Origin of the sequence: Paraburkholderia sp. BL6669N2, assembly GCF_003387275.1 — a bacterium.
Taxonomy (GTDB): domain Bacteria; phylum Pseudomonadota; class Gammaproteobacteria; order Burkholderiales; family Burkholderiaceae; genus Paraburkholderia.
In genome coordinates this window covers 3,329,917-3,342,733 of sequence record NZ_QUNA01000002.1, presented here as the reverse complement: position 1 = coordinate 3,342,733, position 12,817 = coordinate 3,329,917, and the positions used below count along the sequence as shown (strand labels likewise).

Annotated in this window: 11 protein-coding genes; 8 read left to right on the top strand and 3 right to left on the bottom strand. The window is 64.6% G+C overall.

Annotated elements, in window-relative coordinates:
- Positions 1 to 215 precede the first annotated feature (215 nt).
- A complete protein-coding gene (locus tag B0G80_RS37480; RefSeq protein WP_012428715.1) occupies positions 216 to 1,817 on the top strand; it encodes a peptide chain release factor 3 in 1,602 nt (533 codons plus the stop codon).
- A gap of 113 nt (positions 1,818 to 1,930) precedes the next feature.
- On the opposite strand, the gene B0G80_RS37475 is transcribed toward B0G80_RS37480, so the two are convergent.
- Positions 1,931 to 2,800 carry a LysR substrate-binding domain-containing protein gene (locus B0G80_RS37475; RefSeq protein WP_106281657.1) on the bottom strand — a complete coding sequence of 290 codons (870 nt, stop codon included), beginning with the start codon at positions 2,798 to 2,800 and terminating at the stop codon, positions 1,931 to 1,933.
- Here B0G80_RS37475 and B0G80_RS46245 point away from each other — a divergent pair.
- Both B0G80_RS46245 and B0G80_RS37470 read left to right on the top strand, forming a co-directional pair.
- Positions 2,742 to 3,095, top strand: coding sequence for a hypothetical protein (locus B0G80_RS46245; RefSeq protein WP_181920233.1), 354 nt, complete (start codon positions 2,742 to 2,744; stop codon positions 3,093 to 3,095). The genes B0G80_RS37475 and B0G80_RS46245 overlap by 59 nt on opposite strands.
- 97 nt (positions 3,096 to 3,192) lie before the next feature.
- Positions 3,193 to 5,559, top strand: coding sequence for a GNAT family N-acetyltransferase (locus tag B0G80_RS37470; RefSeq protein ID WP_116123876.1), 2,367 nt, complete (start codon positions 3,193 to 3,195; stop codon positions 5,557 to 5,559).
- 115 nt (positions 5,560 to 5,674) lie between these two features.
- Here B0G80_RS37470 and B0G80_RS37465 read toward each other — a convergent pair whose 3' ends face one another.
- Both B0G80_RS37465 and B0G80_RS37460 read right to left on the bottom strand, forming a co-directional pair.
- Entirely contained in the window at positions 5,675 to 6,220 is a 546-nt protein-coding gene (locus B0G80_RS37465; protein WP_106281660.1) for a hypothetical protein, read from the bottom strand.
- Between the two features lie 131 nt (positions 6,221 to 6,351).
- Positions 6,352 to 7,140: an IclR family transcriptional regulator gene (locus tag B0G80_RS37460; protein ID WP_116122704.1), complete on the bottom strand. Its 789-nt coding sequence runs from the start codon at positions 7,138 to 7,140 to the stop codon at positions 6,352 to 6,354.
- A gap of 272 nt (positions 7,141 to 7,412) precedes the next feature.
- Between B0G80_RS37460 and B0G80_RS37455 the strand changes: the two genes are divergently transcribed.
- Genes B0G80_RS37455 through B0G80_RS37435 form a run of 5 tightly spaced genes read left to right on the top strand, consistent with a single transcriptional unit; the run spans position 7,413 to position 12,756 of the window.
- Positions 7,413 to 8,462, top strand: a complete 1,050-nt coding sequence (locus tag B0G80_RS37455) for a sugar ABC transporter substrate-binding protein (RefSeq protein ID WP_116122703.1) — start codon at positions 7,413 to 7,415, stop codon at positions 8,460 to 8,462.
- 8 nt (positions 8,463 to 8,470) lie between these two features.
- Complete coding sequence (locus tag B0G80_RS37450) at positions 8,471 to 9,991, top strand: sugar ABC transporter ATP-binding protein (protein WP_116122702.1); 1,521 nt, start codon at positions 8,471 to 8,473, stop codon at positions 9,989 to 9,991.
- Between the two features lie 49 nt (positions 9,992 to 10,040).
- Positions 10,041 to 11,036, top strand: coding sequence for an ABC transporter permease (locus B0G80_RS37445; protein ID WP_258879256.1), 996 nt, complete (start codon positions 10,041 to 10,043; stop codon positions 11,034 to 11,036).
- 25 nt (positions 11,037 to 11,061) lie between these two features.
- Positions 11,062 to 11,394: a UxaA family hydrolase gene (locus tag B0G80_RS37440; RefSeq protein WP_181920158.1), complete on the top strand. Its 333-nt coding sequence runs from the start codon at positions 11,062 to 11,064 to the stop codon at positions 11,392 to 11,394.
- Between the two features lie 42 nt (positions 11,395 to 11,436).
- Entirely contained in the window at positions 11,437 to 12,756 is a 1,320-nt protein-coding gene (locus tag B0G80_RS37435; protein ID WP_116122700.1) for a UxaA family hydrolase, read from the top strand.
- Positions 12,757 to 12,817: the final 61 nt, after the last annotated feature.

Here is a 12,817-nt window from a genome sequence, read left to right as displayed (position 1 = left end):
GACGTGTATCATTCGTTCCCTGCGCTGTTCTGCGCTGGCGATTCCCGTATGGTCGAACGCTCGTTCGCGACCTGTTTCCGACGCGGCCGAGTTGCCATTGTGATGCGGGTTCCGGCCCAACTCCCGCAGCTCGACGCCGCCGCGCAAGGCGTGGCACACCGGCAGCCGCAAGCCGCCGGGACCGCCCGAACCCCTATCCGTGACCGCCAGACCCGATGTCAGTCTCCGAACTCAAACGCCGCCGCACGTTCGCGGTCATTTCCCACCCGGACGCGGGTAAGACCACGCTCACGGAAAAGCTCCTGCTGTTCTCGGGCGCGATTCAGATCGCCGGCACCGTGAAGGGCCGCAAGAGCAACCGCTACGCGACGTCCGACTGGATGGAAATCGAAAAGCAGCGGGGCATTTCGGTGGCGAGCTCGGTGATGCAGTTCGAGTACGGCGACGCCGTCATCAACCTGCTCGACACGCCGGGCCACGAGGACTTCTCCGAAGACACATACCGCGTGCTGACCGCGGTCGACGCCGCCGTCATGGTGATCGACGGCGCGAACGGCGTCGAAGCGCAAACGCTCAAGCTGCTCGAAGTCTGCCGCAGCCGCAAGACGCCGATCGTCACCTTCATCAACAAGCTCGACCGCGAAGTGCGCGAGCCGCTCGAACTGCTCGACGAAATCGAGCAGCATCTGGGCGTCGCCGCCGTGCCGTTCACATGGCCGATCGGCATGGGCAAGGACTTCCAGGGCGTCTACGATATTCAGCGCGATCAGGTGCGCATTTTCCGCGCGGGACAGGACAAGGCCGGCGGCGAAGTGGAAACGCTGCAAGCGCCAAGCGACGAAGAAGGCGAGCGCCGCTTCGGCCACGCCTGGATCAAGGCGAAGGAAGAGATCGATCTGATCACAGGCGCGTCGCCGGATTTCGATCGCGAGCAGTTCCTTGCCGGTCAGCAATCGCCGGTTCTGTTCGGCTCGGCGATCAACAACTTCGGCGTGAAGGAAATTCTCGACGCGCTGGTCGACCTGGCGCCGCCGCCGTCCATGCGCATGACCGTGCAGCGTCCGGTCATGCCGGACGAGCCGAAATTCACCGGCGTCGTGTTCAAGGTGCAGGCGAACATGGATCTGGCGCACCGCGACCGCGTGGCGTTTATCCGCGTGTGTTCGGGGCATTTCGAACGCGGCATGGCCGTGAAGGTCACGCGCACGAACAAGACTTTCCGTGCCAATAACGTGGTGACGTTCCTGTCGCAACGTCGTGAGACGGTGAGCGAGGCGTATCCGGGCGACATCATCGGTATTCCGAATCATGGCACGCTGAGTCTCGGCGATACGCTGACCGAAGGCGAGCAACTGCAATTCGTCGGCCTGCCGTTTTTCGCGCCGGAAATTTTCCAGACCGTCGAAGTGGTCGATCCGATGCGCGCCAAGCAGCTCGGCGAGGCGCTGAAGCAACTCGGCGAAGAAGGCGCGATCCAGGTGTTCCGTCCTGAAGTGGGCGGCCTGATGATTCTCGGCGCGGTCGGTCAACTGCAGTTCGAAGTGGTGTCGCACCGTTTGTCGACGGAATACAAGGTCGACGTGCGCATGGCCCCGGCGCGCTACCGCATGTCACGCTGGGTAACGTGCGACGACGCAGCCGAATTGCGCCGCTTCACCGATTCGTACGCGGCGCGCATCGCGCTCGACGCTTCCGACGCACCGACGTATCTGGCTTCGCACGTGTCGGAGATCGAAGTCGCGCAGAAGGCGTGGCCGAAGATCGTGTTCAATGAGTTGCGCGAGCATTCGGGCGCGCCGTTCAAAAAGGCGATGTAAGTTCGCCTCACTGGTTTCGACCGAAAAACAAAGCAACGCAAATCAGAAGGCCCCGTCAAAAACGGGGCCTTCTGCTTTAACGCCCGTACCTTTGCCGTCAGGAGCATCAACGCTCACCCCAGCTTCAACACCTCTTCCCGCATCCACCCGGCCAGCGCCTGCACATGTTCCAGCCCGACATGCCGCTGGGGAATATCGAGCCAGTAACCAAACGGCCCGCTCACCTCGACGTCGGAAAACTGCGCGAGACTACCGTCCGCCAGTTCCTCGACAATCATGTTCCGATCGACGATCGCCAGCCCCGCGCCTTTACTCGCCGCGCGGATCGCCTGTTCCAAGGTCGAGAACTCGATGCCATTGTCCGCGTAACGCGCGGGCATGCCCGCCTTGGCCAGCCAGTTCGGCCACAATTCGAGCCGGGCGTCGTTGTGCAGCACATGAAGCGCCGGCATGCGTTCGAGCAGCGCATCGAGCGGCTGGCCGAGCAAACGCGGCGCACCCACGAGTACGTGGCGCTCCATCATCAGCAATTCGGAGTGCGCGTCCGGTAGCGCCTGGCGGCCGAAGCGAATCTGACAGTGAAGGTCTCCGTTCGCCTCGGTACGAACCGACAGTTCGACATCGGGCAATTCCACCGCGAGCGAACCCAGCCGCGGCGAAAACCATTGCGTGGCGAAAGTGGGCGGCAGAGCGAGCACGAGGCGCCGTCGCCCTTTGGCTGCCGTGATTTGACGAAAGCCGCGCTCGATCGTATCGAAGGCTTCGGACAGGCAGGGCAGCAATTGCAGGCCCGCTTGCGTCAGACGAATGCCCTTGTGGTCCCGCTCGAACAGTTTCGCGCCGAGCGATTCTTCGAGCAGCTTGATTTGCCGGCTCACGGCGCCTTGGGTCACGCACAGCGCAATGGCGGCGCGGTTAAAGCTCATGTGCCGGGCCGTCTCTTCGAAGAAGCGCAACGCGATCAGCGATGGCAAGCGCCGCATAAATCACCTTCTATTACTTTTAATCGTGCGCGATCCGGCCGGCGAGAGGGTCGGGCTGCGAACTGTAGTTGTGCTGCACCACCAGCCGTGCGTTGTCCCCAAACGAATCACTTTTGGCGCGTCTCCGGCGCACGCGATTCGAACCGCCATCGGCCAGCAATTTTTCAAGGCAAACCGCCATTCTGGCGGCTGGAAGATTGTCGCATTGGTGCTCGTTGTTTGTTTGATCTCGATAACAAATATCCCCGGCGCGCCTTGGACTGCCGGCCGCGATCGGCTGCCGGCCCGGCGCTGAAGGAGAAGCGCCGCGCGAACGCTCAACTTCGCCTATGCTGACGAAGACGCGTGCCTGGCCACGGAGCCGGCTCGCTTACCCTGCCCTCGGAGCGCCTGTGACCGTTCGCAATCTCGACGCCTTGTTTCGACCCAAATCCGTCGCCGTGATCGGCGCCTCGGAGCGGCCCGGCAGCACCGGCGCGATGGTGTGGACGCGCGTGCTGGACGGGGGCTTCGACGGCCCGCTCTGGCCGGTCAATCCGAAGTACGAACGGCTCGGCGGCCATGCCGTGATCCACGATCCGGGCGATCTGCCGGAAGCGCCCACGGTCGCGCTGATCTGCACGCCACCGGCGACGTGGCCCGGCATCATCCATAAGCTCGGCGGCTTGGGCACGCGCGCGGCGATTGTCGTCGGCGAGGTGCGGTGCGATGAGGACCGGCTCGCGCTGCGGCACGCGCTTTCGGCGGCGCGGCCGAATCTGCTGCGGATTGTCGGGCCGGGCAGTCTGGGCGTGGTGTCGCCAGCGCTGCGCGCGCATCTGGGCGCGCCGTCGTGCACGGTGAAGGCGGGCGGCGTCGCGTGGGTGTCGCAGTCGAACGCGCTGACCAACGCCGTGCTCGGCTGGGCGCACGCGCGCGGCCTCGGCTTCTCGCACGCGGTGGCGCTGGGCGGCGAGGCGGACGTGGACGCGGGCGACGTGCTCGACTATCTGGCCAGCGATCCCGGCACGCGCGCCATCCTGCTCGAACTGGATAGCGTGCGGGCGGCGCGCAAATTCATGTCCGCAGCCCGCGCGGCGGCGCGCAACAAGCCGGTGCTGGCGCTGCGCTCCGGCCGCGCCGATCCCGCCGACGCGCTTTACACCGCCGCGTTCCGCCGCGCCGGCATGGTGCGTGTCGACGCGCTCGACGACCTGCTCGACGAGATCGAGACCCTCGGCGTGGGCCGCGTGGCGGCGGGCGCGATGGCCACGCTGATTACGAGCGACCGCGGCCTGGCCACGTTGGCGCGCGACGCCTTCGCCGCAGCCGGCGATACCCTTGCGCCGTGGCCCGATGAGGCATCGGTGGCCTTGACGCAGACCTTGCCGTACGCGGTCGGCGGCAACCCGCTGCAACTCGGCGACGACGCGCGTCCTGAGCACTTCGGCACCGCGCTCAAGCTGCTCGCGGATCATCGCAGCACCGGCACGGCCTTCGTGGTCCACGCGTCGACGCACGGCGCGCCGGTCGGCGAAGTGGCGCAGGCCCTGATCGCGAATCATCGCTTCGCGTATCGCGGCTTGCTCGCGTGTTTCTTCGGCGGCGTGGATGCCGCCACGCGCGACGCGCTGCACGCGCAGGGCATCCCGGTTCATACGACGCCGCAACGCCTCGCGCGCGCCTTCGCGCGGCTGGTCGATTACCGGACGGGGCGCGAACTGCTGATGCAAACGCCGGAGGGTCTGCCGGCGCAAATTCCCGAATGCATTGACGCCGCTCAGGCCCAGGCGCGCGAGGCACTTGCAGCAGGTGAGCACCAACTAACCGGCGAAGCGGCGGCGCGGTTTCTGGGGCGGTTCGGGTTGCAGGTGGAAACGGACTCGTCCACCAAACCCGTCGTCGACATCGCTGTCGAACTCTACGACGACGGCAACTTCGGCCCTGTCTTGCGCTTCACGACGCCATCGGCCGACGGCGTGTCCGAACCGTTGTGCGTCTACGGGTTGCCGCCGCTCAACCCAATGCTCGCGCGCGACATCGTCACGCGTTCGCCGTACGCGCGGCTGGTTGCGCCGGAACCGGCGCTGGCCGCGCTGACGTCGCTCTCGCAAGCCGTGTGCGACGTCAAGGAGCTTGTCGGTCTCACGCTGACGCTCAGGGTGTACCGCGATCACGTGATGATCGTCGAGCCCACGCTGAACCTGGCGCCGACACGCAGCCGCCTCGCGATCGTGCCGTATCCGCGCCGTTTCGAAGAAACGCTGGATTGGCAAGGAGTGCGAGTGACGGTCCGGCCCATCCGTCCGGAAGACGAGGCCGCGCATCATGACTTCGTCGAAGCAATGACGCCCGAGGATTTGCGCTTGCGATTTTTCGGCGCGGTGGGCAGCTTCGACCACTCGCAACTCGCGCGCATGACGCAGATCGACTACGACCGCGAAATGGCGCTGATCGCCACCGTGCAGAGCGACGAAGGTTTCACGCGGACGTTGGGCGTGGTGCGTGCAGTCGCCGATCCCGACAACGAAACCGCCGAATTCGCGGTGGCGGTGCGCTCGGATCAGAAAGGCCGGCGCCTTGGGCAATTGCTGATGGACCGGATCATCAAATATGCGCGGCAGCGCGGCATTCATTGGTTGGTCGGCGAGGCGCTGCGCGAGAATACACCGATGATCGGGCTTGCCAAGGCCAGCGGTTTCACGATTACGCGGACGGAGGATCCGGGTGTGGTGGGGTTCAGGATGGCGCTGGATGAGGCGGCAGAGGCAAGCGCTTAGGCGGCGTGCCCAAAGTGCTGAGTTGAACGATCACCACATCCAATGCGTTCGAGGCGGTGATCAAAGCGACGAGAGCCGCTGAAGGCCTCGCGCCGCGAGAAGAACCGGAGAAACCTCAGGCCGCCAGCTTCGCCGCCGCCTCATCAACCTGCGACCGCGTCACCGCCAACTCCTCCAACCACGCATCGCCATAAACCGCCCCGGTCTCGCGTTCCAAACGCGCAATCGTCGCCGCGCAGCGACTCGCATCCTTCGGCGTCGCGATAAACGACTTCACCGACTCACCTGCCTTGAACGCATCGAACAACGGTACGCGGATGTCGTCCGGCAGCGCGCGCGTCGTCCACTGATACGGCTTGCCGTTGAACGTGAATTGCGGCGGCAGCACGCGCTCTTTCTTCGCGGCCGGAATCAGGCCGTACGTGCGCGCGGCTTCGCCGATCTGCTCGGGCGAAAACAGCTCGTCCGGGCTGATGTCGAATTGCTGAATGAACGTCTCGATGCTCTGCATCGCCGCCGCGCGGTCGTCGCGGCGCTTTTGTGCGTGAGCGACGATGTCGCGCAGTTCGTCGGCTTCTTCAGGCGTGATCGTGAAGCTCGACTGCTTCTGCTGGAGTTCGGAAAAACGCTGGAATTCGGAATCGGTCAGAAGTTTCGCCATTGCTTATCGATGAGCGCGCATGGGCGAACCCATGCGGCGGGATTTTTGAGAGGGTCGCCATTCTAAACCATGTGCGCGAGCGGCCGATTTTCGACGGGACGCCGCGCGGGTTCGACCCGCCGCATCACGCGCTAGGCGGCGTTCTCGTGAAACATCGACAGTGCCTGTACCGTCTCGCGCAACAGCACGGTGGCGGCTTCGAGCGTCGGGGCGACATACTCGTCGATGCGCCGCAAGTACGGACAGGTAAGCACCGCGATCGCCTGGCCGGATGGACCCTGGATCGGAAACGTGAGGTCGGTCACACCGAACGTCTGCTGGCTGTCCTTCTGCGAAAAACCCACTGCGCGAATCCGCTCGCACGCCCGTTCGAGCGCGTCACGATCGATCGTGACCTCGCCCTTCACCTTGGTGTGTTCGGCCAGCATCTGTTCGCGCTGCTCGATGCTTTGAAACGCGAGCATCACGCGCCCCGAACCGGTGTCGATCAGGCCGACGCGCGAACCGAGCCGCACCGACATGCCCCACGTACCCGGACCATCCACTTGCGCGATCACCAGCAGATTGCCGCGGTCGTACACCACGAGGTGACACGATTGTTCGGCAGCATCGGCAAAGCGCTGCATGAGCGGCAGCGCTTCGGAGATCAGACGGTTCATCGGCGGATGACGGTGCGCGAGCGCATACAGCTTGAGGCTGAGCGAATAGCGGTCTCCCCCCGCCGAGCGCACCACGTACTGTCGCGCGACCAGCCGTTCGAGCATGCGATACATTTCGCTCGCGTTGCGTCCGAGCAGCTTGGTGATTTCGGCGCGCGTGAGTCCTTCCTTCTGCTCGGCGAGCAGTTCGAGGATGTCGAGGCCTTTGTCGAGCGCCGGGGCGCGGTAGCGGTCGGCGTCGTCTTTGTCGTCTGCGTCCATCGTGAAGGAGGTTCCTTGGGCTGTTCTCATTATGTGGCGCGTGAGTGTACGTGCGGGACGAATCTGGCGGAGATGGCGCACGTCCAGGGAAAATACGGACGGTCCTCGCAGTCTATATTCCTTGACTTCGAAAAGTCCATATATGAATAATACGTTCATTGGTGAATGAACGTCGCCAAGACTCGACAAGACTCGAATAAAAAAGCGCAGGACGAAGTGCCGGCCTCAGACCCGGTTCACGCAGTTCCCACAACGCATATCTGGAGACAACCATGTCGTTCGCGAAAGGGCCGCTCACGGCCCGCCGTTTGTTCCGCACTTCGTTCTCCGTCGCGGCAGCCGCTGCGTGCCTCGCCGGCCTTGCCGCGACGGGCGCCGCGCAAGCCGCCGACGCCGGCAAGATCGGCCTCGGTCTGCCGCTGCTGACCTCGCCGTTCTGGCAGTCGTACAACAACTATCTGCCCAAGTACGCGAAGGAGAGCGGTCTCGACATCCTCGCGCCGGTCAATTCGAACGGCGATCCGGTCCAGCAGATCACGGACATGAACAACCTGCTGAACCTCGGCGCGAAGGGCATCGTGGTCGGCCCGCTGGATTCGGCGGCGATCAGCCGCGCGCTCGACGCCGCTGCGGCGAAGAACGTGCCGGTGGTCGCCGTAGACGTCGCGCCGACGCAGGGCAAGGTCGCGATGGTCGTGCGCGCCGACAATCACGCGTATGGCGAGAAGGCGTGCAAATACATTGGCGATCGCGTGAAGTCGGGCAAGGTCGTGCAGATCATGGGCGACCTGGCATCGGTCAACGGACGCGATCGGTCTGAAGCATTCCGCTCTTGCATGAAGGGTTATCCCGGCATGTCGGTATTGGAAATTCCCGCGGCCTGGAAGGGTGACGTCGCGGCCACAGCACTCGACAGTCTGCTGACCGCGAATCCCGACGTCAAAGCCATCTACATGCAGGCAGGCGGCGTCTATCTGTCGCCGACGCTGCAAACCTTGCGGCGCAAGCAGATGCTGTTTCCCGCTGGTGACGCAAAACACGTCGTGATCGTCAGCAACGACGGCATTCCTCAAGAGTTCGACGCGATCCGCCGCGGCGATATCGACGCGACCGTGTCGCAGCCCGCCGACTCGTACGCGAAATACGGCCTGTTCTATATCAAGGCGGCGTTGGCAGGTCAGACCTTCAAGCCGGGTCCGACCGATCACGGCAGCAACATCATCCAGCTGGCGCCGGGCATTCTGGAAGACCAATTGCCCGCACCGCTCGTGACGAAATCCAACGTCGACGACAAAGCCTTGTGGGGCAACACGGTCAAATGAGCGGTCCAATGAGCGAACTCACGTCCTCCGTGCCTGTCGTTGAAGCGCTCGAGGTCACCAAACGCTTCGGCTCGACGGCCGCGCTGAACGACGTGAGCATTCGCGTCATGCCCGGCGAGTCGCATGCGCTCGTCGGGCGCAACGGCGCGGGTAAATCGACGCTGGTGTCGATTCTTACCGGCCTGCGCAAGCCCGACACCGGCGAGGTGCGTTTCAGCGGCGCGGCCGCGCCATCGATCGCGGATCGCGACGCCTGGCGCGAGCGCGTGGCATGCGTCTATCAACATTCAACGATCATCCGCGATCTGAGCGTGGCGGAGAATCTGTTCATCAACCGGCAGCCATTGCGCGGCGGCGTGATCGATTGGCAAGCCATGCGGCGCGACGCGCGCGCGTTGCTCGATCACTGGAAGATCGACGTGCGCGAAGATGCCCGCGCCGGCGATCTGTCGGTGGAAGCGCGGCAACTGGTGGAGATTGCGCGCGCGCTGTCGTACGGCGCGCGCTTCATCATTCTCGACGAACCGACCGCGCAACTCGACGGCGACGAGATCAAGCGCCTGTTCCGGCGTATCAGCGAGTTGCAGCGCGAAGGCGTGACGTTTCTCTTCATCTCGCATCATCTTCAGGAAGTCTATGAAATCTGCCAGGCCGTGACGGTGCTGCGCGACGCGCGGCATATCGTCAGCGCGCCGGTGTCCGCGTTGCCGCGCGAGCAGCTGATCGAAGCGATGACCGGCGAACGCGGCGGTCTCGCCGTCGCCGACGCTGCAGCGCGCGCCGCGTTGCCCGCCGATACGGCGGTCGCGCTGGAACTCAAGGAACTGGCCGGCGCCGATTACGAAGGCGTGTCGTTCACGGTGAAGCGCGGCGAAGTCGTCGGCTTGACCGGCGCGACGAGCAGCGGCCGCACGAGCGTGGCCGAAGCGATTGCGGGCCTGCGCGCGCCCAAGCGCGGCACGATCAGCGTCGACGGCGCAATCTTGCCACCCGGCGATGTGCCCGCGGCGCTCGCGCATGGCATAGGCTGTGTGCCGAAGGATCGGCATCACGAAGGGCTGGTGCTCACGCAATCGGTGGCGGAAAACGCATCGATGACGATCGCGCGTCTGCTCGGCAAATTCGGCATCGCGCCGCCCGCGAAGAAGAACGCCTTCGGCCAGAAGATGATCGAGGCGCTCGGCATCGTCGCGCAAGGTCCGGAGCATGTCGTGTCGGGCCTGTCCGGCGGCAATCAGCAGAAGGTGGTGATGGCGCGCGCGCTCGCCACTAACCCCAATGTGCTCGTGCTGATCGATCCCACCGCGGGCGTCGACGTGAAATCGAAAGAAGCGTTGCTCTCCGTCGTGGATCGCGTGCGCGAAGAGGGCAAGGCCGTGCTGGTCGTGTCCGGCGAACTCGACGATCTGCGCACCTGTGACCGCGTGCTGGTCATGTTCCGTGGCCGTGTCGCGGCCGAATTTCCCGCGGGTTGGCAGGACCACGACCTGATCGCATCCGTTGAAGGAGTCAGTCTTCATGAAGAATAGTGTGCCCAGTCCCGCTTTCGGCGCCGTGCAAGGTCAGGCTCAGCCTCAGATGGCCGCGCCGGCGTCGCGAGGCAAACGCGCGCGTTCCGAACTCGCCCGGCTGCGTGAACTGGCGTTGTTGCCCGCGCTTGCTTTGTTGATCGTGATCGGCGCGTTTGTTAGCCCGAGCTTTCTGACGAAGGCGAATCTCATCAGTGTGCTGGGCGCGTCGGCGGCGTTGGCGCTCGTCGTGCTCGCCGAATCGCTGATCGTGCTGACCGGCAAGTTCGACTTGTCGCTCGAATCGACGGTCGGCATCGCGCCCGCCGTGGGCGCGATGCTGGTAATGCCGGCGGCGTCCGCGGGCTTCGGCATGCAATGGCCGGCGGCGGCCGGCTTGCTCGCCATCGTGGCGGTGGGCGCGGTGATCGGCTTCATCAACGGCTTTCTCGTGGTGCGTTTGCGGCTCAATGCGTTCATCGTCACGCTGGCCATGCTGATCGTGTTGCGTGGCATGCTGGTCGGCGCGACCAAGGGCGGCACGCTGTTCGATATGCCGCCGTCGTTCTTCGCGCTCGCCACCACTATCGTGCTCGGCTTGCCTTTGTCCGTATGGCTCGCCGCAGTGGCGTTCGCGACCGCGGCCTTCATGCTGCGCTACCACCGGCTGGGCCGCGCGTTGTACGCGATCGGCGGTAATCCGGAAGCGGCCCGCGCTGCTGGGATTCGCGTGGAGCGCATCACGTGGGGCGTATTCGTGCTCGGGAGCATACTTGCCTCGGTGGGCGGTCTGATCGTGACCGGCTATGTCGGGGCGATCAATGCAAACCAGGGCAACGGCATGATCTTCACGGTGTTCGCGGCGGCGGTGATCGGTGGCATTTCGCTCGACGGCGGCAAGGGCACCATGTTCGGCGCGCTCACCGGCGTGCTGCTGCTCGGCGTCGTGCAGAACCTGCTGACGTTAGCCCAGGTGCCGTCTTTCTGGATTCAGGCGATCTATGGTGCGATCATTCTGGGCTCGCTGATGGTGGCGCGCGTTGCGAGCGGCGAAGGGCAGAACTGATGCACATGCACCTTGGAGAACTCATTTGACCAGCCGCCCGTTGCCATTGCAAACCGACCCGCGCCTGATCCTGCTCAGCCCCGCCGACAACTGCCTGATCGCGGCGGCGCGCCTCGACGGCGGCACGCAGGTCGAGATCGAGGGCGAGCGCGTGACGCTCACCAAAACCATCGAACTTGGTCACAAGGTGGCGCGCCATGAACTCGCGAAGGACGACAAGGTGCTGCGCTACGGCGCGGTGATCGGTCACGTGACAGAAGCCGTGGCACGCGGTGCGCATCTGCATACGCACAACCTCGAAAGCGATTACCTGCCGACGTACACGCACGACGCGGGCCACGAATTTGTCCATCACTGATGTGCGCACAACGAAGTGGCCTTGCGCCGCGCTGGAACGATCATGACTGACACTTCCGTAGCATCTCTGCCTATCGCCGCGCAGCAGCCCGCGCTTGAGGGTTATCTGCGCCGCGATGGCCGCAAGGGCATCCGCAATGTGGTCGCGGTGGCGTATCTGGTCGAGTGCGCGCATCACGTCGCGCGCGAGATCGTTACGCAGTTTCGCGAACCTCTCGACGCCTTCGACGATCCTTCCGCTGAACGCGAACCGCCTGTGCACCTGATAGGCTTTCCGGGCTGCTATCCGAACGGCTATGCGGAAAAGATGCTCGAGCGGCTCGCCACGCATCCCAACGTGGGCGCGGTGCTATTCGTGTCGCTGGGTTGCGAGAGCATGAACAAGCACTATCTGGTGGACGTGGTGCGCGCGAGCGGCCGTCCCGTCGAAGTGCTGACGATCCAGGAAAAGGGCGGCACGCGCAGCACGATTCAATACGGCGTCGACTGGATTCGCGGCGCGCGCCAGCAACTCGCCGCGCAGCAGAAAGTGCCAATGGCACTGAGCGAACTGGTGATCGGCACGATCTGCGGCGGCTCGGACGGCACCAGCGGCATCACGGCGAATCCGGCGGTGGGCCGCGCGTTCGATCATCTGATCGACGCGGGCGCGACCTGCATCTTCGAGGAAACCGGCGAGCTGGTGGGCTGCGAATTCCATATGAAGACGCGCGCGGCGCGCCCGGCGCTCGGCGACGAAATCGTCGCTTGCGTCGCGAAGGCGGCGCGCTATTACTCGATTCTTGGCCACGGCAGTTTCGCGGTCGGCAACGCGGACGGCGGCCTCACCACGCAGGAAGAGAAATCGCTGGGCGCGTATGCGAAAAGCGGGGCGTCGCCGATTGTCGGCATCATCAAGCCGGGCGATATTCCGCCAACGGGCGGACTGTATCTGCTCGACGTGGTGCCGGACGGCGAGCCGCGCTTCGGTTTCCCCAACATCAGCGATAACGCGGAGATCGGCGAGCTGATCGCCTGCGGTGCGCATGTGATTCTGTTCACCACGGGGCGCGGTTCGGTGGTCGGTTCGGCGATCTCGCCGGTGATCAAGGTCTGCGCGAATCCCGCGACGTATCGCAATCTCTCCGGAGACATGGATGTCGATGCAGGCCGCATTCTCGAAGGCCGCGGCACGCTCGACGAAGTAGGCCGCGAAGTGTTCGAGCAGACAGTGGCGGTCTCGCGCGGTGCGGCTTCGAAGTCGGAGACGCTTGGTCATCAGGAATTCATTCTGACGTACAAGACGTTCGAGCCGGTAGGACCGGCTTGCTTGCCGTCGAGCGCCGCAGCGCAGCATCGCGTGGTCGCGATCGAGCCGCACTGAGCGTCGCCGAGCCGCGCAGAGCGGCTCATTCGCGGTCATGGCTTGCGGCAGGCCGCACGCG